Raw genomic sequence first — 22,685 nt, forward strand, 5'->3', positions numbered from 1 at the left:
TAACCAATGGATGCATCTAGCTTAATTTTAATATAATTATTATCTAAATTCATCTTTGAAACAAAAAAGACACCTGCTAAATCATAACGACTTAGCAGGTGTCTACTGTATTGGGCTAGCTGGATTCGAACCAGCGCATGACGGTACCAAAAACCGTTGCCTTACCGCTTGGCTATAGCCCAATAAAGTGACCCGTGCGGGATTTGAACCCACGATACCAGCGTGAAAGGCTGGTGTCTTAACCACTTGACTAACGGGTCATACTATAACACAGCACAAATAATAATATCAAGTCTTTCTCTAAATTACAAGCATCTTTTTAAATTTATTTGCTTTTCAACTAACTTAAGAAATAAGCAAGAATTGCCACACAATAATCTTCATTTTTATGAGGTATTCTTAGGTTAATCGAAAATAACATTTAACTAGGAGGTTATTATGAAAAAGCAACCATTCAAGAAGCAACTCACTCATTTGCTAGCAGTTACTGTCTTAACCGCCAGTTCTTTAGGTGGTATCGCACTCGTCACAAACACAGCTGTCTCTGCCGCTACCGTCTCAACCAGTAAAATTAAACTTAACGAAAAGGATGCTGTGAAAAAGTTCCACAAGCAGTTTAAGAACGTTGAGGTTGATGAAATTCAATTAGAAACCAAAGGAAACAAGTTCGTTTACGAAATTTCTGGTGCGGATAATCAAAAAGAATATTCAGCTGATATTGACGCAAAGTCTGGTAAGGTTACCAATACCAAGTCAGAGACGTTAGAAAACGGTGAGCAAAAGACTAATCTTGATTTAGATAAGGCCATTAGTCGGAAGCAAGCCAATAAGATCGCTGAAAAGGCCGCTAAAAAAGGACAAGGGCAAGCCTGGACTCTTGAAAACGACAACGGCACCCCGGTATGGGACGTTGAAGTCGTAAACGGTCAGAAGTCAACTGAGGTTAAGGTTAATGCTCAAAACAAGAAAGTAATTAGCGTCGAAACTGATGACTAAAAATTTGTTTAAAGAATAAAAAGGCAATCTCAGATCGGTTAACTACCAATTGGGGATTGCCTTTTTGGAATCTTTTTTATAATAACTTCTTCAGCTCTGCTAATGCCTGATCGTAATCGGGCTCATCAGTCAACTCTTTGACAATTTGCCGGTATACTACTTTGCCATCCTTATCCAGGATCCAAACTGAACGAGCCAGGACCCCTTCATCCGGGATCAGCAACTTAGATTCGTAACCAAAGGATTCCTCCCTGTCAGATACCAGCTGCATATTTTGCACACCCTCAGCAGCACACCACTTTTGTTGTTCTTCAATGGTATTGGTTGAGATCGTTAAGAAGTTAACATCCGGGAATTGATCCATCGTTGAATTGAACTTCTTTGTCTGGATACTACATACTGGAGTATTGATGTTAGGAACAACACTTAATAACGTTACCTTCCCAAGTAATTGCCGAGTCTTGATCTTGTCATGATTCTTATCAAAAACCTTAAAGTGTGGAAACTCATCGCCAACTTCTGGCTGATTACCAACTAGTTGTCGCGGTTCACCATTAATTGTGATTTCCATTTTTCATCTACTCCTTACTTCTGTTAGTTGAACTAAGTATAACTAAATTTAGCTAAAGATTCATTTATTTTAGCTCTTTAATTTTTTCCTGCCGCTTTCGGACTAAGCAAATTCCAATCCCAATGATAAATCCAACAATAGCAAATGGAATCCACGAGAAACCCAGTGAAAATAACGGAAAATACTGATGAGCAAATGCAATCATTGCTTGAGCAATTGGTGTCTTTTTCAATCCTGCTGGTAAATTATTTACCAAATCAAAAACAGCTGGAATAAAAGTTAACCCTGTCGTAACTCGGTAAACAATTGGGGCGGTCTTAAATAGCGGTGATGTTATTCCCAAAATCGTTAACGTAATTGCCAAGGGATAAAGGAAAACCAATACCGGAGCAGACCAGGCAATAATCTTATCTAGCCCTAAGTTAGCTACTAGAAACGAAAAGAGGCAATTAAGCAGTAAGAACGCCTTGTATGAAACCCGCGGAAATAACCGGTGAAGGTCCTCTGAAAAAGCAGCGGCGAGTCCCATTGCCGTCGTTAGACAAGTTACGGAGGTTAAGGTCGCCAATAGCGCATCCCCGACAAAGCCCATATAATAGTGAGCAATTTGCGCAAGTGTCGTTCCCCCATTATCAGCAACCTTAAACTGGTGAAGACTAGATGCTCCAAGCCAAATTAGACAGATATAGATTACGGCAATCCCCATAATTCCAATTGTCCCGCTTTTGGCTGTGATCCATGAAATTTTCTTCGTATCCGCAATCCCTAATTCCTTAATTGCGCTAATTATTGCAACCCCAAATGCAAGGCATCCTAAAATATCCATGGTGTTATACCCTTGGAGGAAGCCGCTTGAGAATGCATGAATCGAATAATCTGCCGTAACTGGTGTCGTCCAAGCGCTTCCCATTGGGCTGATGAAAGCAAGGAAGAAGATAATAAACAAAAGAACTAAAAAAATCGGGTTAAGAATTTTCCCAATTAAATCCGTAATTTTAGCTTCAGTAACGGTCAAGCCAAAAACAATTGCGAAAAAGAGCCCCGTATAAATCAATAATCCAACAACATTACCACTTGCAGAAAGATGCGGGGCAAAACCAATTGTGTACGGAACGGTAGCAGTTCGGGGCATTGCAAATAGCGGCCCTAGAGTAGCCTGAACCAAAATAAGAAAGATTAATGCATAGTAGTGTCCATTAGGTCGTGCCAGGTCATAGATACCATTAGAGCGGGTAATGCTAATCGCCAATAACGCCATTAACGGTAACAGGACGCCAGAAATTAGGAAGCCACTACTCGCACCTAACCAGTGAGCTCCCGCTAATTGACCTAAATGAACCGGAAATATTAGGTTCCCTGCACCAAATAAAACACCAAAAATTAGGGAGGCAATTACAATTGTTTGTCGCCCCGTGATCTTCGTCTCTGTCAATTTTTATTCCCCCAAAAATGAATCACTCTTAATCATTAACGATTGAAAAAAGCGTCCTTTAAGCATTAATGATTAAAGGACGCCAGAGCGTGTTACCACCTTTAATTTACAATTATTATCACTAATAATGTCTCATTCCGTACATAGATACGCTGACGCTGTAACGGGCGCTCCCGATCAAGACTTCATTTCGTCGCCCTGACCACTCATAGGTTACCTTCACCTAAAACTAGTCATCCCTGCTTACACTCATTCAGGGTCGCTAATGCTGACCAGTAAAAGGTTACTCCCCTACTCACTGTGTTTCTAACCGTTAACTACCGATTATTAATATACAAAAGCCGTTCCCGTTCGTCAATCCTTTAGTTGAAAAATCTTTGGATCCAGTTCACAAAGCGATCCCACCAAGACTGGGCCTGTTGCTGGGCAGCTTTACCATCCTTTGAATTTAAGAACTGCTTTGCCTTATTCATCATATCGCCCGTGGAATTCTTAACATTATTGATCGTATCAGTAACGTGAGAACTATAATCCTTGCTTGAACTGATTGGCGCGTTATTAAATTGAACCAACGCATTAATAATCGTGGTCGTGTGGTTCTTGGTTTCGTTATAAATATTTTGCTTCTTTAGGTTTTGGTTTAGGATGTTTTCAATCTGAACCTGAGTTGGTTGTTCTCCTTGTCGCTTTTGCTTATTAATTTGTTTAGTTGTATCACCGACAGCAGCCATTAACTTTCCTGGATAACTACTATCGCCCTTGTTGGCGTTGATTGCATCATTAGTGGCGCTTAGCATTTGGTTAGCTGATTGGGTATTTTGATTATTTAGGTTAATTCCATCCTCACTCAGCGCCTTGTATACTCCCGTAAGCGCCGATTCTCCAGATACCGGACGATTAGCCGAGACCGTAATTGTCACATCCGTTACCCCGGCCATTTGCGCTACCATTGCATACTGCTGGGCCGTCACCTTGGTAATGTTGCTCTGACCATTGAACTTCTTAACGTTCACTTTTACCCCGGATCCTGGATCGGTCGGCACAATTGATACTGAACTGACCATCGCTGCGTTAGTTGTCGAATCGTTAGCGTTAATATACTTTTGGTAATCGCTAGCGGTAGCCGTAAGCGTTGTGAAATCACTGTTAACGCCCAGAATATTACTCAGCTCATCCTTATCTGCAGCTCCTGCTCCATAGACAACATATGACTTATTCAATGTATGTGTTTGGGTGGAAGATGCAGAACTAGTACTTGTTGCTACCTGATCATCCGCATGAACGATAACCTGAGAAACAGGAGTAGCTACTAAGGCCATCGTTAACGTCGATGTTAATAGAATTGTTGATAATTTCCTTGAACGCATTGTTATTCTCCTATTAGGCGAAGCTAGGAATTAACTCGCCCTCTTTAATATTTCAAATACAGTAGGCAGGGCGATGAACTAAGCAAGCTAATTCGATCCCCTTTTCTTACTTCAATTAGGATAAAAAAACTGTCCTAAAAATTCTAGCCTTTAACCAGAATCTTTAGAACAGTTTATGAATTTTTACTTTTTCTAATTTAACTAGGTTGATACTGCGCCTTAATTTGCCCAGTAATGTTTCCACTCCTGGTTAACGTTATAACGAGTTGTGGCAGTTCCGGTCCAAGAAGGTACTTTAACAACACCATCAATCTTACTCTTTGGTACAAATCCCCAATAACGCCCATCATTAGAAACGCTTCGGTGATCACCAAGAACAAAATATTGACCCTTTGGTACCTTCGTTGCACCACTATCTCGTAACCAGTTATTTTGAACTGAGATACTCTTTAGTGTCCAATTTCCGGTCCCAGAAGTTCGTTGAGTATTATTAATGTAACTTTGGTTAACCTTTCGTCCGTTAACATAAATATTACCATTTGCGGAACGAACAGTATCACCAGGAACACCAATTACCCGCTTAACATAGTCTGTCTTCGTAGCCACTTGTGGATCTACTCCGTTGGCATCAAAGACAATAACACTCCCACGATGGATCTTTGCGGTTTTCAAGCAAAAAACCCGTTCATTATTTTGTAAGTTAGGTTGCATCGATGGCCCATCAACCCGCACAATTTGGAATAAGAATTGTTTGATCAGTAAGGCAATTAACAACCCAATTACGATTGGAATTACCCAGCTCATCGTTTGACGAAATGCTTTCATTACCTATTATCCCTCGATTTCAAAATCATTATCAAGCTAAGAAAAGTTTACCATAAAAGTAATTATCATACTCAACTATTTATCATACTCTTTCATTAGCTTTTGTGACAATTGGTAATCACCAACATAAGGAATATCTCGGCCCTTTTCGTGCATGAATTGTTCTCGGCCTTTAGCAGCCATAAACATTGCATCGCCAGGCTTTGCCATCTCAAACGCCTGCTTAATTGCTGCCACCCGATCAACATTGATAATTACCTCAACGTTTGGATTAGTAATATGTTTCTTGATCGCTTCATCAATGTGATGCGGATCTTCAAAGAAGTTATCTTCGCTCGTTAAAATTGCAACATCAGCATATTCAGAAAGCGCCCGACCAATATCTTTCCGACGTGATTCTGCTTTACCACCAGCAGCACCGATCACAACGATCAACCGGCCATTAGGATATTCATGCTTCATAAACTTAAAGCTTTCGGACAAGCTCAAGTAATTATGAGCGTAATCAACACAGGCAACCATTCCAGCATTATTTTTCAAAAATTCCATTCGACCCGGAACTTTAGTTTCCTTCAATCCCTGAGCGAAATCATTAGTGTCGTCTTTAAGTTGTGCACTCACTGTAATTGCAGCTAACGCATTACTGTAGTTAAAGTGTCCCGGAATCATGACGCGGAATTCGCCAGTAACTTCGGGCAAGTTATCATTATGCGTTGATACGTCAAAGTAACCATGATCCTTGCCGTGGTAACGATAATCCGCATCACTTTTATCACTACCGAATGTAATTAACTTTTTCCCTAATTCGTGAGCCTTTTGAGCTAGCAACTCGTAATAATCCATATCCCGATTCAAAATTACAGTATCGCTATTCACGATAATCTGACTCTTGCACCACAAATAATCATCAAAGGTTGGGTGTTCTACAGGACTAATGTGATCTGGAGAAATATTCAGGAAAACACCAATATTAAAGTGAAGGCCATAAACACGAGACTTCTTATATGCTTGGCTAGAGACCTCCATTGCCAAATATTTCATCCCGTTATCAACGGCTTCTTTCATCATCCGAAAAAGATCCAATGATTCTGGTGTGGTCAGGTGAGCTTCAATAAAGTTTTTACCATCTACACATTCATCAATAGATGAGAATTGTCCTACTACTGGACCAAACTCATGAGCCAGGATATGACGAGTAAAGTAAACCGAAGTGGTCTTTCCCTTAGTCCCCGTAAACCCGATTAATTCGAGCTTTTCATCAGGACAACCATAGAAATGACGAGCAATGACTGCCATTGCCTTTTGAACATCAGTAACAATAATTTGTGGCGTTGATTGCACTTCTTGATCTAACTTGTCAGTATAAACAAGCTCAGAGATCGCTGCAGTTGCCCCTTCCTTAATGGCACTTGTCAAATATTCAGGATTGAATTTTAACCCCTTACAGAAAAACAGGGTGCCATCACTGACTTTCCGCGAGTCATAGGATAGGTCGGTAATCTCAGCGTGAGCCGCTTTTCCTGGCACAGTATAATACCAGTCACCGTCAATAATGATTTCCTTATAAAGACCATTTCCTTTTAGTAAATCAGTGATTTCTTTTAGTGTGAGCATTTATTCAGCCACCTCGTCAAGCTTCTTAACTTCTTCAGGGATAAAGTCGTCGATAAAGTATTGCTTGTACCATACCAAGAAGGTGTAAATAGTCCAAATCTTCCGTCGACCATCAATCTTGTCGTTGAAGTTATCATCAAGCAACTTCAAAATCTTATCTTGATCAAAGAATTCCTTAACAAAGTCCTGTTCAAAGAGTTCACGAACTTCTTCGTAGTACTTCTTTTCTCGTAACCATGCCCGAACTGGAACGGGGAAGCCCATCTTTGGCCGAGTTGCCCATTCTTCTGGAAGGTGACGGTTAGCGGCCATCCGGAATGCCCACTTGGTTCCGTGGCGGTTAAAGAGGTACTTGGTTGGTGTATGACCAGCAACCCGCATTACTTCACGGTCCAATAATGGCACCCGAAGTTCTAGCGAGTTAGCCATACTCATCTTATCCGCCTTTAAGCAAATATCGCCAGGCATAAACTTGTGAATATCAAGGTATTGTTTCTTGGCAACTTCATCAATATCCTTGTCTTCGACGTTCTTCAGAATTGGATCGATGATGTCATCAATCGTTGGTCCGCAATTATACTTTTCTTGAAGAACGTCAGCTGCTTCTTCTGGTGAGAAGATGTAGGCTTGACCAATAAACTTAGATTCACGAACTGGTGCTAATGCCCGGAACATGTGTAACTGACCGTGGAAGTGCTTGCCATCAAGCCACTTGGCAATCTTGTACCGCTTTTCTTGTGGTAATTCACGGAGTTTATCAGTAAACCACCGGATCAGCATTGAATTAGAGTTAAATCCGTAATCGATGTAACCCGCGAATAATTCATCAGCCCCTTCACCAGAAAGCATCGCCTTGTAACCATTTTCTTTGGCAAGGCGAGTTAAGAAGTACAACGGAATAACTGATGGGTTTGAATCAGGTTCATCTAAGTAGTATTGGATCAATGGGAATGTATGGAAAGCTTCCTCGTTTGTCAGCTTAGCATCGGTATTCTTTAAGTTAAGCTTAGAAGCTAATTCCCGCGCTTGCTTAGTTTCATCGTAGGTACTATCAAACCCAATTGAGAATGTATTATCTGGCCGCATCATTGCAGTCACGTAACTAGAATCAACCCCTGCTGAAAGGAATGAACCAACCTTGATTCCCTTATCAGCAAATGAGTGGGCCTTAACCGAATCCGTTACGATATCTTCAATGTTATCGACTGCCTTATCGAAGCCTTCATCTTTAGGATCAAAATCAGCATCCCAGTATTCCTTCATATTGAATTGACCATCTTGATAGTGGAAGCAGTGTCCTTCTGGCAACTTGTAAATTCCCTTGAAGAATGTTTCCTGAGTTGCTGAATACTGGAACGTCATGTAAGGCTTTAAGGCGTTCTTGTTTAGTTCCTTGTCAAAATGCGGGTGATCAATAAATGCTTTAATTTCAGAACCAACAAAGAAAGTCCCGTTCATCTTCCCGTAATAGAGCGGTTTGATTCCAAAATGGTCCCGGGCACCAAACATATCCTTGTTTTTAAAGTCCCAAATTACGAAGGCAAACATCCCCCGAAGCCGTTTCAGGACATCGTCACCCCATTGCTCATAACCATGCAAAATTACTTCGGTATCTGCATGGGTCTTGAAAGTATGACCTAAGTCGATTAATTCTTCCCGTAATTCCTTAAAGTTATAAATTTCACCATTAAATTCAATGGCCATACTATTATCTTCGTTAAAGATTGGTTGATTACCACTCTTAACGTCAATAAAACTTAACCGCCGAAATCCAAGGGCAACGTTTTCATCTACGTATTGGCCCTCTGAGTCAGGTCCTCGGTGAATAATTCGGTTCTTCATTTTACGAATTAGGCTATCTTTAACCTTTGGATCTTCGTTATCAACGAATGCTACAATTCCGCACATATTAAATACTCCTTTACTTAGCGTTGAACAAAGTATTTTTGATAATTTTTATTAATTAGCCAGAAAGAATAATGCATTAACAAGCGTTGTTTTAAGCTATCATTCTTGTCAAAGGCAGTCGTTCCCCACTGTCCTGCTTCCAGTAACTTCTTGGCTTTTTCTTTATATTCATTTTCTTTAGCGTACTGATAGAAAACCTTCTTCGGTGCATTTAACCATAACTTGTTTCCTTCAGCATAATCGGTACCAGTGAACGGCTTATGATCAATTACATCATCAACCACATATTTAGCCAGATTATAGCCATTTAAAGTACAGTAGTAACTACTCCGTCCCTGACGAAGGTTGATTTCAAAAATCTTAAATTGCTTATCTCGCCGATCATACTTCATATCAAAATCAGCAAAACCAACGTACTTTACTTCTTCCAAGAACTTTTGAATCGTCTTGTAAATTGCCATGTCTTTTTCTGGCAAAATCACCATATAGTTACCCACCGCGACTGGTGATGGATCTTCTAACAACGGGTGTGCAAGGCTAATCATCCGAACATTATGGTTAGAGTCAACATAGGCATTAACAGTCCGCATGTTAGAGTCATCACCAGGAATAAAGTCTTGCGCAATCATCTTCCCGGTATAACCTGCCTTGTAAATCTTCGGCATCAATTCGTCAAACTGTTCACGACTATCCAAAACATAGGCTTTCTTTCGTCCTTCAAACTGAACGTCAAGCCATTCCACACTATCAGAAGGCTTTAGGGCAATTGGAAAATCAAATGGTAATTCAATTGCCTTACCAGATTCGACTTCTTCTTTAGTAATGATCTTTGTCTTTGGGTATGGCAACCCGTACTTTTCAGCCGCTTCATAGAAGGTTTCTTTCGTTCCTAGCTTATTAAACAATTCTGCATCAACATACGGACAAATAAAGTGTTCCTTTAACTCATCCAAGTGTTTAGCTATTAATTCAGTATAACCATCCCCACAAGAAAGCAGCAGGTACTTCTTCTTTGGATCAAGGTTAGCTGCAATCTTGCGCATTGTTTCAATGAAAACTGGATCTTCGTTGAAACCTTCAATAACATGAACGTCCACTAACTTAGTATAACGGGTTGGCGCCATATGCATTACCCCATAGGCGATACTCTTAATACCATATTGTTGATAGAATGACCGCGCCATTCCGTAACAATTAAAATCTGTCCCTAAAAGGATTGGTTGAAAATCCTCGCGGGTCTGATTAACTTTTTCACTCATCTCTACTTGCCTCGTTTGCTTTTTAAATCAATCTTCAGTATAGCGATTCTCAGAATGTTTGTAAATGGAATAAAATGAGGCGTAAGTCAAACTTAACTTTAACTCCGTCTCACTTTATCTTCTGTAATTTAATTTCCCGGGAAATGATCTTATTTCCGAATATAAACACTTAAAATTGCTAGGTCGGCTGGATTTACCCCACTAATTCGTGAAGCCTGAGCAAGCGTTTCTGGACGAATCTTCTCAAGTTTTTGCCGTCCCTCAGTTGCCAAACCATCGATTTTTTCATAATCAATATTGGCAGGGATTCGCTTTGCTTCCATCCGCTTTAACCGGGCAACCTTTTCCTCTTCTTTCTTAATGTAACCGGCATACTTTAATTGAATTTCTACTTGTTCAATCACGTGACGATCAAGCTCTTTGGCTGGCGCCGGAATAAACTTCATTAACGTTTCATAATCAACATATGGACGTTTAATAAAGTCAGCCGCTGTAATCGCATCTTTCAACCGATTATCGCCGTGTGCTTCAATGAATTGGTTAACTTCATCGTTATTTGGCTTAAGCTTTTCATTCTTTAACCGAGCAATTTCATTTTGAACTTGCTCTTCTTTTTGTTGCATCTTAGCATAACGTTCATCACTTACTAAACCAATTTCGTGGCCCTTGCCCATTAAACGGAAATCGGCATTATCATGACGAAGGATTAGGCGATATTCAGCCCGACTAGTTAACAGTCGATATGGTTCCTTGGTTCCCTTAGTTACTAAGTCATCAATCATTACTCCGATGTAAGCATCTGAACGCTTAAGGACAAATGGCTTCTTGCCAAGGGCCCGTAATCCAGCATTGATTCCGGCAATTAGGCCCTGGCCAGCAGCCTCTTCATAACCTGAAGTTCCGTTAGTCTGTCCGGCTGTATAAAGGTTCTTAACCAGCTTCGTTTCTAGGGTTGGGTGAAGTTGATATGGGGCAACGACATCATATTCAATTGCGTATCCAGGACGCATTAATTGGGCATCTTCAAGTCCCTTAACGGAATGCAAAATCTTTTGTTGAATTTCTTCTGGCATGGAAGTTGATAATCCGTCAACATACCATTCATCAGTATCCCGGCCTTCTGGTTCAAGGAAGATTTGGTGACGACTCTTATCCGCAAATCGAACAATTTTATCCTCAATTGAAGGACAATAACGTGGACCAACGCCTTTAATTACTCCAGAAAACATCGGTGCCCGATCAAGGTTATCCCGAATTAATTTGTGCGTCCCTGGATTAGTGTATGTTAACCAGCAGGAAATTTGCTCACTTAATGACAAGTAGTGATCGTCTGGTGTATCAAAACTGAAGTGGTGAACCGCCTTATCACCAGGCTGTTCCTCAGTTTCGTCATAGTGAATCGTATTTCCGTTAATCCGTGGCGGTGTTCCAGTTTTAAATCGTTCGAGATCAAAGCCTAATGATTCCAAGTTTTCAGAAAGTTTTACTGCTGACTTAGAATTATTTGGTCCCGATTCGTATTGGAGCTCACCGATGATAATCTTCCCCCGGGCTGCAGTTCCCACGGTTAGAACAACTGTCTTAGCGTGGTAACGAGCACCAGTGTTAGTGATTACCCCCTTACAAACGCCATCCTCAACAATTAGCTGGTCAACGGTTGCTTGGCGCAGGTCCAAATTTGGTTGTTTTTCAATTGTTTCCTTCATTGAGCGGTGGTATGCGTGCTTATCAGCTTGTGCCCGTAATGCACGCACAGCAGGGCCTTTACCCGTATTGAGCATTCGCATTTGAACGTAAGTCTTGTCGATATTATGGCCCATTTCGCCACCAAGAGCATCAATTTCCCGAACCACGATTCCCTTAGCTGGGCCCCCAACTGACGGATTACATGGCATAAATGCGACCATGTCAAGGTTAATGGTGACTAAAAGCGTCTTATTTCCCATCCGGGCAGCGGCAAGAGCGGCCTCGCTTCCCGCATGACCAGCCCCAACAACAATTACATCATAATTGTCGCTATCATACTGAATTGCTTCACTTGTCTGCATTTTCTTCCTCCTACTTTCCTAAACAGAACTGGCTAAAGAGTTGATCCAGTAATTCATCTTGGTAACTATCACCGGTAATCTCACCAAACAGATCCCAGCAACGAGTCATATCAATTTGGACTAAATCAACGGGCATCCCTGCCGCAATCCCCTTTAATACATCACCAAGGGCATCATCGGCCTGGTGTAATAATCCGATATGCCGGGCGTTCGTTACCATTACACTATTTTGGTTATTTTCAATTCCTTCTTCAAAGAACATCTTACTAATCGTTTCACCTAGTTGGTTCATCCCTTCGTTCTTTACAATTGAAGTTTCGATTAACTTATCGCTGCCAACTAATTTCTTCAGTTCATTTCGGTCAACCTTATTTGGCAAATCAGTCTTATTCAAGATTACAATCCGTTGCTTGTCTTTAGTTGCTTCAAGAAGTTCTCGATCCTCAGTAGTTAACCCTTCTGAATTATCAATTAGTAACAGAATCAAATCAGCAGCATCTAAGGCTTTTCGACTTCGTTCAACCCCGATCTTTTCAACCTGATCCTTAGTGTCCCGAATTCCCGCAGTATCAATTAATTTCAACGGTACTCCGTTAACATTAACGTACTCTTCAATTACATCACGGGTTGTCCCGGCAACGTTAGTAACAATCGCCTTATCTTCATGCAATAGTGAGTTTAGCAAACTAGATTTTCCAACATTGGGCCGGCCAATAATCGCGGTCGCAAGTCCTTCACGAAGAACTTTTCCCTGCTTTGCCGTTTTCAGCAACGCTTCAATCCGTTGACGAATTTCCGTAGCCTTCTCTTTCAGCATTTTCGTTGTCATTTCTTCAACAGCATCATATTCAGGATAATCAATGTTAACTTCTACCTGAGCTAAAACATCCAGGATATCTTTCCGTAACTTCCGAATTAAATGAGAGAGGTTTCCATCAAGCTGATTTAAGGCAACCTTCATTGATTTATCTGTTTTTGCCCGAATTAAATCCATAACGGCTTCCGATTGCGATAAGTCAAGCCGCCCATTTAGGAATGCCCGCTTAGTAAATTCACCTGGTTCGGCCATTCGTGCACCATAGCTCAGTACCAACTGAAGGATCCGGTTAGTCGCAAGCAACCCACCATGACAATTAATTTCAACTACATCTTCACAGGTGTATGTGTGAGGAGCCCGCATTACTGAAACCATTACCTCATCAACTTCTTCACCATTATCGGGATCAATAATGTGACCATAATTGATGGTATTAGTCTGTACCTTATTCAGATCTTTGCCACGATAGATCTTTTGTGCAACTGCGATCGCATCATCGCCACTAACCCGAATGATCGAGATCCCTCCTTCACCAACCGGGGTCGAAATTGCTGCAATTGTATCATTATCAGTATTTGCCACCGTCCAGACTCCTTTCTAATAAAAAAAGTGCCCCCACGTTATTCACCAGTCAATCTGATAATCACATGGTCAAAGCACTTTCACTACTTTAACAAGTATCTTAAATTGTATAACCGCAATTATTTTAATTTCATCACATTAAAATGTCAAATAAGAAATTTCACCCTTTGACAAGACTGCAAGCAGCCTAATTTTTCGGTGCAATTACAACGCTCCGGTATGGCTCGCGTCCATGAGAATAAGTCTTAACATGATCATTTTCCTGCAGTTCTTGATGGAGCTGTTTTCGTTCTCGAGCAGGCATTGGATCCAGAAAGACTGCCTGACCAGTTGAAACAACTTCCATTACAGAACGTTCTGCCAGCTGGTGCAATGATTCTTCACGCCGTTGCCGATAATTAGCTGTATCTAAAATTACCATTGTCTTCTCTGCACCATGATAATTCATAAAGGCGTTACTTAACTGCTCCATTGCATTAATTCGTCGACCATGATGACCGATAATTCGTCCAGACTGCTCACTTTGTAAATCAATCCTTACCTCATGAGAACGAACATCGCTCACAATTGGTTTAACTTCAATTCCCAAGTTTGCAAAGACGTTCTTTAAGTAATCCGCAAGCTCCTGACTAACTTTTTCCACCCGCTTAACGTTTTCTTCATGGCGGCGCTTCATTTCAGCAGGATCAACTTCATTGTCTGGTGTTGATTTATGGTAAGTTTTTGGTTGCTGCTGAACCTTGGTTTGTTGGTTTACTTTATGGTGACCGTGATTTTCCTTATTCTGTTCTTTCTTTTGGGCCTTTTTAATAGATACTTCAACGATCGCTTCTCGACGACCAATTCCTAAGAAACCATGACGCGGTCGTTGGATAGTTTTTATTTCTAACTGATCTACTGCTACCCCAAGTTTCTTACTAGCAGAGGCAACTGCTTCCTCAACAGTTTCTCCTGTATAACGTCCCATTCAATTTCATCTCCCAAAATAAATACTCGTTTTATTTTACAACAGAACCATAAGCCGCGACAAATCGGTTCTTATTTACGCCAAAAAGAAAATGACTGAGAAAAAACGTTTTGTTTTTCCCAGTCATTCTCTCGTCTGTGTTTTCCAATTCTTATTAAGTCTAATCGTAGAAAATACTACTTCCGACGACTGCTGTATGCACGGCGTTTAGCCTTTTCAAGTTTGCGCTTCTTTGCCTTTGCCTGCTTTTCCTTAGCTTCTCGTTCACGGCGAATCTTAAATGGGTTTTGCAATAAGAGTGTTTGAACTACCTGGAAGGCGTTTGAAACTACCCAATACAAAGTAATTGCAGAAGAGAATCCTAATGCCATGAAGAATACCATAATTGGCATAAACCACGTCATTGCGGAAGTCATTGCATTTCGCTCAGGCATTGAAGCCATTGATAACCATGAACTTAAGAAAGTAAATAGGGCCGCCAGAATTGGCAAAATATAATAGGGATCTGTGTGTCCTAATTGGAGCCACAGAAATGTCCCGTGCCGTAACTCTGGTGTTCGCCAGATAGCTTGATAAAGGGCCCACATGATTGGCAATTGGATAATCATTGGCAACATTGAAGCCCAAGGATTAACTCCTGCTTCTTTATAAAGCTTACTGGTTTCTTCCTGCATCTTCACCATGGATTCACGATCCCGTGATGAGTACTTCTTTTGAATTGCCTTCAACTTAGGAGCTAACTCCTGAGTTTTCAGCATTGACTTCGTTTGGTAGAACATCAATGGCAAGAGGAGGACCCGAATAATGATCGTGAAAATAATGATCCCCATACCATAGCCACCACAATTATTTGATAGCCAAATGATAAACCGAGAGAAGTTATAAACTATGTAGTGATCCCACAAACCAGTACTGTGACTTGTAACTGGCTTATTTGAACAAGCTGCAAGAAAAAGCGTCAAACTTCCAATTGCAGCAAGACTTAGGACACTCTTTACCTTTTTCATTGATTAACGATCCTCACTTTTCTCTTCTAATAGATGCGCCCTTTTAAGAGCATGGACAAGGTTTTTCTTTGTTTCCGCCATTTCCAGGCCATCTGCAGCTGGACGAGCAATTACTAAGAAATCCACGTCTTGCCGTAGATAAGGTTTTACTTCAAGAAGTGTTTGGCGAATCCGGCGTTTAACCCAGTTTCGGTGAACCGCATTTCCAATCCTTTTCCCCACGGAAATACCAACTCGAAAATGCTTTTGACCTGGTTTTGCCATTTGATAGATGACAAATTTATGGTTGGCAACGGAATTATGAGTTTCAAATACTCGTTGAAACTCACTTTCCTTTTTTACCCGATATGATTTTCTCATAATAATGTAGATCTCCAGCCTTATTAAATATAAAAAGGGCCGGACATTGCAGCTTCAACGAAACGATAGCTCGTCAAGCTGACTGCCCTGCCCTTGCAATAAAAAAAGCCACTATAAAAGTGGCCGTAATTATGCAGATAATACTTTTCTGCCCTTTTGACGCCGACGTGCTAATACCTTACGGCCGTTACTGGTGCTCATACGCTTACGGAAGCCATGGACACGTGCACGGTGACGCTTCTTTGGTTGAAACGTGCGCTTCATACGATGCACCTCCTATTCAATCTGAATGGTTTGGTTTTTATAGTCTAAAAAGACGATCTCTTCAAACATACTCTGGAAGTATAACATACTTTTCTCAAATATTAAACGTGAAATTTTTTTAGATTTTTTTGTTTATCCACAGAAGAACAAAAATAATCCACAGCGTTGTGTATTTCTTCTTCCTGTGGATAAGTTATTAACCGTGATTTCACAGCATTTTTCAACAATTCACATCCTGTTATCAAAGTTATCCACAGCCCTGTGTAAAACTGTTCATAAGTCTGCTTAACCCTTTTGTTATAGCATTTAGTTATCCACAAGAATAGTGGATAACTGCCATTTTTTTATTTTATCCTCAATTTCCACATTCTTTTTTTTAATTTACACACAGTGTTGTGTAAATATTTTTCAATTATCCACTCACCTGTGGAAAACTTTTTTTCATAATGATAAAATGTCGTTTGTAATTTAATAACTATTAGGAGGGGAACTATTTTGACTGAGCTCGATTCTCTATGGGAAGCGATCCAAAATTCATTTCGTCAAAGCAAAAGCCAAGTTACCTTTGACACATTAATTGCTCCGGCAAAACCACTCTCTCTCTCTCAAAATCAATTAGAAGTTGAAGTACCCACAAAAGTTCATCGTGATTTTTGGGAAAAAAACTTAAAGGCAGAACTAAAACAGTACGCCCAAACGGTTACTAATCAAGAGATTGAACCGCACTTTGTTCTTGAGGGAGAATTCGATCCTTATCAAAATGATCGACCAGCGGAATCAAATAATTTTGAAATGGATACGCCACTTAATCCACACTACAACTTCAAAACTTTTGTTGTTGGTGAAGGAAACAAAATGGCCCATGCTGCTGCCTTTGCAGTTGCCGAAAGTCCCGGTGGTCTTTATAATCCGCTTTTCATTTATGGGGGAGTGGGATTAGGAAAGACTCACTTAATGGAAGCAATCGGTAACCATATGCTTCAACTCAATCCGGCAGCAAAAGTTAAATACGTTACTAGCGAAGAATTCACTAATGATTTTATCCACTCTATTCAAAGTAACTCTACGGAGAAATTCCGTGAAGAGTACCGCAATCTGGACTTATTATTAATTGATGATATTCAGTTTCTTGCTAATAAGGAAGGAACCCAGCTTGAATTCTTCAATACTTTCAATGCTCTACACGACAATAAAAAGCAAATTGTCATGACCTCTGATCGAATTCCAAACGAAATTCCAGAGTTGCAGGATCGTCTTGTTTCACGATTCCGTTGGGGGTTAACGGTTGAAATTACCCCACCAGATCTAGAAACCCGAATTGCTATTTTGCGGAGTAAGGTTGAAGAAGATCACATCAATATTGGAAATGACACCTTGAACTACATTGCAGGACAGATCGATACCAATATTCGTGAACTTGAGGGTGCACTAACCAAGGTTCAGGCATTCTCTAACTTAAGCCAAGAACCAATTACGCCGCATCTCGCATCACAAGCTCTTCGCGGACTGCAAAGGACTACTAAAACAACAATTACAATCACGTCAATTCAAAAAAATGTTGCTGACTTTTACAATATTACCCAAAGCGATATTATTGGCAAGAAGCGGGTCAAGCAAATTGTTGTTCCGCGTCAGATCGCAATGTACCTTTCTCGTGAATTAACTGATTATTCATTACCAAAAATCGGGAAAGAATTTGGCGGAAAGGATCACACAACCGTTCTTCACGCAATTGATAAAATTGAAGAAGAGCTCCAAACTGATAATGAACTTCAAGATCAGCTAAATACATTAAAAGCAAAATTAAAAGCGTAGCTGTGGAAAACTAGGAAGTTATTCCCAATTTTATCCACAAGTTATCCACAAGCAAATAAGTTGGTTTTTCTTAGCCGAATTGAGTTATCCACAATATTAACAGGCTCTACTACTTCGACTATATTTTAAAGTATTAATATAAATATATATAAACCTACCAAAGGAGCATTGATAATGAAATTTACCATCAATCGTTCAGCATTTATTAGTCAATTAAATAATGTTCTTCGAGCAATCTCATCTAAAACTACTATTCCAATTCTAACTGGGTTAAAAATGGTAGTAGCTAACGATAGCATTACACTAACTGGTAGTAATTCAGATATTACAATTGAAAGTGTTATGGCCGCTAGCAATGAAGATTATGAGTTGAAAATTGACGAACCTGGTTCAATTGTTCTTCCAGCCCGGTTCTTTAGTGAGATTGTTAAGAAACTTCCAGATAAACATGTAACTATTGAAATTACTAGTGGTTTCCAAGCGGATATCACTTCAGGAAGTGCCAAATTCCAAATTAATGGACAAGACGCTGAAAACTTCCCTCACTTACCAGAAGTTGAGGCAAATAATACAGTTATTCTTGCCAATGACATGCTTAAAGAAGTTATTCGACAGACCGTAATTGCTGTCTCTAAACAAGAAAGTCGGCCAATCCTTGCTGGGATCCACGTAACGTTGCGTGATGGATTACTTACAGCAGTTGCTACTGATAGTCATCGACTCGCACAACGGAAAGTGCGATTAGATGGTGTTGGCGATGTTAATTACGATGTTATTATTCCAGGGAAGAGTTTGGATGAACTTTCCGGAATGATTAGTGACGTTGATGATGACGTAAAGATGCAAGTTACTGATAATCAAGTTTTATTTATTTTTGGTAATACCCACTTCTACTCCAGATTGTTAGAAGGAAATTATCCAGAAACGAGTCAGTTGATTCCGGATACATCAGATACGACAGTGGAATTAGATGCCGGAACTTTCTTATCTTCAATTGACCGGGCTTCATTACTTTCACATGAAAGCAGGAATGATGTTGTTAAATTAACCATTAAGCCTGGCGAAAAGCTGGTTCGGATTAGCGGTGATTCACCAGATATCGGAATGGTAGAGGAAGATGTTGCCACATCAGCGGTTGAGGGAAATGATTTAGAAATTTCCTTCAATCCTAATTACATGAAGGATGCATTACGATCCTTTGGTCAATCAACGGTTAAGATTTCATTCACTTCTCCACTACGTCCATTTACGTTAGTTCCAACGGAAGATACAGAAAACTTTGTTCATCTGATCACGCCAGTTCGGACATTTTAATGACAAGTAAGAGGATTATGATAACTAGTTTGTCATACCCCTTTTTTATTTTAAAAATTTGCTAAAATCGTGTTTTAAGCAAATTAAGCGTTTTTAACTTGATTTTGACAAAAAAGACTAATAACCACTAAGAAGCCTAAAAAGGCTATCTGCGCGTTTTTAACCTCTTAAATGTGGTATAATAGTATTTGTGAAAAGTAGGTGATTAAGTGTGGAAACCAAGACCATAAAAATAGATCGGCCTTTCATCACCTTGGGACAACTGCTCAAGGAAGAGGGAATTATCCCAACTGGTGGTGCAGCTAAATGGTTTTTGAAGGAGCATGATGTTCGGATTAATGACGAACTTGAGAATCGTCGTGGCCGGAAATTATATCCGGAAGATGTTGTTATCATTCCCGAACATGAACCAATTATGATTAAGAGTAAGTAGGAATTTGCATGATTCTTTCAGAATTGCACTTACACAATTTTCGTAATTACGAAGATTTGACAGTTCATTTTGCTCCTGGGGTTAATGTCCTGATTGGTCACAATGCTCAGGGAAAAACGAATATGTTAGAGGCGATTTATGCATTGTCATTAACACGGAGCCACCGGACCCATAACAACCGAGAACTCATTAATTGGCAGCATAAATCAGCGACCATTAGCGGAATTGTTCAAAAGACGAGTGGACGCGTTCCGCTAGAACTAGAATTTACTTCTAAGGGAAAACGAGCTAAAGTCAATCATCTTGAGCAGGCTCGATTATCTACATATGTTGGTCAACTAAATGCCATTTTATTTGCGCCGGAGGACTTGTCCCTAGTTAAGGGAGCACCAGCACTGCGGCGCCATTTTATGGATATGGAATTTAGTCAGATGAGTAGTAAGTATCTTTATAATGCTGGGCAGTATCGAACCTTACTGCGCCAAAGAAATAAGTATTTGAAGCAGTTAAAATACGGTCAGCAACACGATAAGGTTTTACTTGGAGTACTTTCTGATCAGTTGGCTGCATACGGTGCAGAGGTTATCATTGCCCGTTATCAATTCTTGCAGCATTTGGAAAAGTGGGCTTCACAGCTTCACGAGAAAATATCCTTGAATGCTGAACAATTAAGATTAGACTATATTACCCAATTGAAGCTGAGTGAGGAGACGACTGTTGAGCAGGCATATCAAAACTTGCTTGGCCTTTATCAGTCCCATGTAGATTGGGAAATTGAAAAGGGAACCACAATGTATGGACCGCAACGGGATGACATTCACTTTATAGTTAACGGGAAAAACGTTCAGTCGTTTGGCTCACAAGGCCAGCAACGAACAACGGCATTATCTGTTAAGTTGGCGGAGATCGACTTAATGAAGGAGCAGACGGGGGAATATCCGTTACTGCTTTTGGATGATGTCCTATCTGAATTAGATACTATTCGTCAGACACACTTATTAACTGCCTTTCAAGATAAGGTGCAAACCTTTCTGACAACAACAAGCTTAAATGATGTTGCACGGCAGTTAATTCATCAACCAAAAATCTTTGAAATTGAACATGGTACTTTGAGCAAGGGGGAAACACAGTGAGCGACGAGCAAAAAGAAACAAAAGCTGAGTTAGCGAGCGAGTATGATGCCAGTCAAATTCAGGTTCTTAAGGGGCTTGATGCAGTACGAAAACGGCCAGGGATGTATATTGGTTCAACCTCGGCTCAAGGACTACACCATTTAGTTTGGGAAATTGTCGATAACGGAATTGATGAGGCCCTAGCTGGATTCTGTGATGAAATTAACGTGGTTGTTGAACCAGATAATAGTATTTCTGTTACCGATAACGGCCGGGGAATTCCTGTTGATACCCAAAAGGAAACCGGGAAACCAGCCCTTGAAACAGTATTTACTGTTCTTCACGCCGGTGGTAAGTTCGGCGGTGGCGGATACAAGGTTTCCGGTGGATTACACGGTGTTGGTGCTTCAGTTGTAAACGCCCTTTCTACAGAACTTGATGTTAAGGTTTCACGTCAGGGGAAGCGTTACTACATGGACTTTGATCATGGTCACGTTAAGACCTCAATGAAGGTAATTGATGAAAACGTGCCGGAAGATGTTCATGGGACAACCGTTCACTTTAAGCCGGATCCGGAAATTTTCCGCGAAACAACTACATACAACATTAAGACTTTAACAAACCGTCTTCGTGAATTAGCATTCCTGAACAAGGGACTGAAAATCACAATTGAAGATAAGCGTGATAAGGAGTCAGAGCGGCAAGAATTCCATTATGAAGGTGGGATTCGACACTATGTTGACTTCTTGAATGAAGGGAAAACCACTCTCTTTGAACCACCAATTTACGTTGAAGGAAAAGAAAACGGTATTACTGTAGAAGTCTCTCTTCAATACACTGATTCTTACAGAAGTGATTTATTGACGTTTACCAACAATATCCATACTTATGAAGGTGGAACGCACGAAACTGGGTTTAAGATGGCCCTAACTCGGGTAATAAATGACTATGGACATAAGTCAGGAGTCTTAAAAGGAAATGAAACACTTTCCGGGGATGATGTGCGTGAAGGATTAACCGCGGTTGTTTCTATCAAGCACCCGGATCCGCAATTTGAGGGACAAACTAAGACAAAACTTGGGAACTCTGATGCACGAACGGCAACTGATCATGTTTTTGCAGCGACATTTAACCGATTCTTACTTGAACACCCTGATGAAGCACGGCAAATTATCGAAAAGGGGCAACTAGCTTCTAAAGCTCGGGTAGCAGCAAAACGGGCACGTGAAGTTACCCGGAAAAAGAGTGGTCTGGAAATTAGCAACTTACCAGGTAAGCTAGCTGATAATACTAGTAAGGATCCAAATATTTCTGAGTTGTTCATCGTCGAGGGGGACTCAGCTGGAGGTTCTGCTAAACAGGGACGTTCTCGGTTGACTCAAGCAATTTTGCCAATTCGGGGGAAGATTTTAAATGTTGAAAAGGCGACCCTTGACAGAATCTTAGCAAACGATGAAATTCGGTCGCTGTTTACAGCGTTAGGAACTGGCTTCGGCGAGGACTTTGATATTACCAAAGCTAATTACCATAAGCTGATTATTATGACCGATGCCGATGTTGATGGTGCTCATATTCGGACGTTACTATTGACGCTCTTCTACCGGTTTATGAAGCCAATGATTACCCATGGCTATGTCTACATTGCCCAACCACCTCTATACCAAGTTCGTCAAGGAAAATTTGTAAAGTACATTGAATCAGACGAAGAGCTTGACCGGGTTGTTAACTCACTTCAACCAAGTCCTAAACCTGTTATTCAACGTTACAAGGGACTTGGTGAAATGGATGCTGAACAGCTTTGGGAAACAACGATGGATCCCGAAAAACGTCACCTTCTCCGGGTAAACCTTGATGATGCCAAGGCGGCAGAGGAAATCTTCCCAATGTTGATGGGGAATAAGGTTACACCGCGGCGTGAATTTATCGAAAAGAATGCTAAGTTTGTAGAAAATCTTGATTTATAAGATTGGTGTGTGAACCGAATTAAGCTTGTT

The 22,685-nt window shown here is 40.5% G+C and carries 19 protein-coding genes and 2 tRNA genes; 6 read left to right on the top strand and 15 right to left on the bottom strand.

Features of this window, described 5'->3' with window-relative positions; genetic code table 11:
* Positions 1-110 precede the first annotated feature (110 nt).
* Positions 111-182 (bottom strand) — tRNA-Gln (locus HUK45_RS02440).
* A 6-nt stretch (positions 183-188) separates the two neighbouring features.
* Positions 189-260 (bottom strand) — tRNA-Glu (locus HUK45_RS02445).
* 178 nt (positions 261-438) lie between these two features.
* Here HUK45_RS02445 and HUK45_RS02450 point away from each other — a divergent pair.
* A complete protein-coding gene (locus tag HUK45_RS02450; RefSeq protein ID WP_191910937.1) occupies positions 439-996 on the top strand; it encodes a PepSY domain-containing protein in 558 nt (185 codons plus the stop codon).
* A 76-nt stretch (positions 997-1,072) separates the two neighbouring features.
* On the opposite strand, the gene tpx is transcribed toward HUK45_RS02450, so the two are convergent.
* From tpx to rpmH, 13 genes are all read right to left on the bottom strand, one after another.
* Positions 1,073-1,567 carry a thiol peroxidase gene (tpx, locus tag HUK45_RS02455; RefSeq protein ID WP_191910938.1) on the bottom strand — a complete coding sequence of 165 codons (495 nt, stop codon included), beginning with the start codon at positions 1,565-1,567 and terminating at the stop codon, positions 1,073-1,075.
* A gap of 64 nt (positions 1,568-1,631) precedes the next feature.
* Positions 1,632-2,999 carry a branched-chain amino acid transport system II carrier protein gene (gene brnQ, locus HUK45_RS02460; protein ID WP_191910939.1) on the bottom strand — a complete coding sequence of 456 codons (1,368 nt, stop codon included), beginning with the start codon at positions 2,997-2,999 and terminating at the stop codon, positions 1,632-1,634.
* Between the two features lie 362 nt (positions 3,000-3,361).
* Complete coding sequence (locus HUK45_RS02465; RefSeq protein ID WP_191910940.1) at positions 3,362-4,366, bottom strand: DUF1002 domain-containing protein; 1,005 nt, start codon at positions 4,364-4,366, stop codon at positions 3,362-3,364.
* A 219-nt stretch (positions 4,367-4,585) separates the two neighbouring features.
* Complete coding sequence (lepB, locus tag HUK45_RS02470; RefSeq protein WP_191910941.1) at positions 4,586-5,191, bottom strand: signal peptidase I; 606 nt, start codon at positions 5,189-5,191, stop codon at positions 4,586-4,588.
* Positions 5,192-5,266: 75 nt separating this feature from the next.
* Positions 5,267-6,805 carry a UDP-N-acetylmuramyl-tripeptide synthetase gene (gene murE, locus HUK45_RS02475; RefSeq protein WP_191910942.1) on the bottom strand — a complete coding sequence of 513 codons (1,539 nt, stop codon included), beginning with the start codon at positions 6,803-6,805 and terminating at the stop codon, positions 5,267-5,269.
* Entirely contained in the window at positions 6,806-8,713 is a 1,908-nt protein-coding gene (gene asnB / locus HUK45_RS02480) for an asparagine synthase (glutamine-hydrolyzing) (RefSeq protein WP_191910943.1), read from the bottom strand.
* 17 nt (positions 8,714-8,730) lie between these two features.
* Entirely contained in the window at positions 8,731-9,972 is a 1,242-nt protein-coding gene (locus HUK45_RS02485) for a carboxylate--amine ligase (RefSeq protein ID WP_191910944.1), read from the bottom strand.
* Positions 9,973-10,121: 149 nt separating this feature from the next.
* Entirely contained in the window at positions 10,122-12,020 is a 1,899-nt protein-coding gene (mnmG, locus tag HUK45_RS02490) for a tRNA uridine-5-carboxymethylaminomethyl(34) synthesis enzyme MnmG (protein WP_206683753.1), read from the bottom strand.
* Positions 12,021-12,030: 10 nt separating this feature from the next.
* Positions 12,031-13,419 carry a tRNA uridine-5-carboxymethylaminomethyl(34) synthesis GTPase MnmE gene (gene mnmE, locus HUK45_RS02495; protein ID WP_191910945.1) on the bottom strand — a complete coding sequence of 463 codons (1,389 nt, stop codon included), beginning with the start codon at positions 13,417-13,419 and terminating at the stop codon, positions 12,031-12,033.
* Positions 13,420-13,606: 187 nt separating this feature from the next.
* Positions 13,607-14,386 carry an RNA-binding cell elongation regulator Jag/EloR gene (jag, locus tag HUK45_RS02500; RefSeq protein ID WP_191910946.1) on the bottom strand — a complete coding sequence of 260 codons (780 nt, stop codon included), beginning with the start codon at positions 14,384-14,386 and terminating at the stop codon, positions 13,607-13,609.
* Between the two features lie 176 nt (positions 14,387-14,562).
* Positions 14,563-15,393: a YidC/Oxa1 family membrane protein insertase gene (locus tag HUK45_RS02505; protein WP_191910947.1), complete on the bottom strand. Its 831-nt coding sequence runs from the start codon at positions 15,391-15,393 to the stop codon at positions 14,563-14,565.
* A 3-nt stretch (positions 15,394-15,396) separates the two neighbouring features.
* Positions 15,397-15,753 carry a ribonuclease P protein component gene (rnpA, locus tag HUK45_RS02510; protein ID WP_098044945.1) on the bottom strand — a complete coding sequence of 119 codons (357 nt, stop codon included), beginning with the start codon at positions 15,751-15,753 and terminating at the stop codon, positions 15,397-15,399.
* A gap of 129 nt (positions 15,754-15,882) precedes the next feature.
* On the bottom strand, positions 15,883-16,017 hold the full coding sequence (rpmH, locus tag HUK45_RS02515) for a 50S ribosomal protein L34 (protein WP_003665227.1): 135 nt from the start codon (positions 16,015-16,017) through the stop codon (positions 15,883-15,885).
* 495 nt (positions 16,018-16,512) lie between these two features.
* Here rpmH and dnaA point away from each other — a divergent pair, with 495 nt between their 5' ends.
* The 5 genes from dnaA to gyrB all read left to right on the top strand — a co-directional run bounded on the left by dnaA (position 16,513) and on the right by gyrB (position 22,655).
* The gene (gene dnaA, locus HUK45_RS02520; RefSeq protein ID WP_191910948.1) at positions 16,513-17,832 is read left to right on the top strand and encodes a chromosomal replication initiator protein DnaA; all 1,320 of its coding nucleotides are present in this window, start codon (positions 16,513-16,515) and stop codon (positions 17,830-17,832) included.
* A gap of 174 nt (positions 17,833-18,006) precedes the next feature.
* Entirely contained in the window at positions 18,007-19,146 is a 1,140-nt protein-coding gene (gene dnaN, locus HUK45_RS02525; protein ID WP_191910949.1) for a DNA polymerase III subunit beta, read from the top strand.
* A 211-nt stretch (positions 19,147-19,357) separates the two neighbouring features.
* Positions 19,358-19,579 (top strand): S4 domain-containing protein YaaA, encoded by a 222-nt coding sequence (gene yaaA, locus HUK45_RS02530; RefSeq protein WP_102168016.1) that lies wholly within the window; start codon positions 19,358-19,360, stop codon positions 19,577-19,579.
* A gap of 8 nt (positions 19,580-19,587) precedes the next feature.
* The gene (gene recF, locus HUK45_RS02535; protein ID WP_191910950.1) at positions 19,588-20,712 is read left to right on the top strand and encodes a DNA replication/repair protein RecF; all 1,125 of its coding nucleotides are present in this window, start codon (positions 19,588-19,590) and stop codon (positions 20,710-20,712) included.
* Positions 20,709-22,655 carry a DNA topoisomerase (ATP-hydrolyzing) subunit B gene (gene gyrB, locus HUK45_RS02540; RefSeq protein ID WP_191910951.1) on the top strand — a complete coding sequence of 649 codons (1,947 nt, stop codon included), beginning with the start codon at positions 20,709-20,711 and terminating at the stop codon, positions 22,653-22,655. Before recF ends, gyrB begins: the two co-directional genes overlap by 4 nt.
* Positions 22,656-22,685: the final 30 nt, after the last annotated feature.

Source organism: Limosilactobacillus urinaemulieris, from assembly GCF_014838745.1.
Classification (GTDB): domain Bacteria; phylum Bacillota; class Bacilli; order Lactobacillales; family Lactobacillaceae; genus Limosilactobacillus; species Limosilactobacillus urinaemulieris.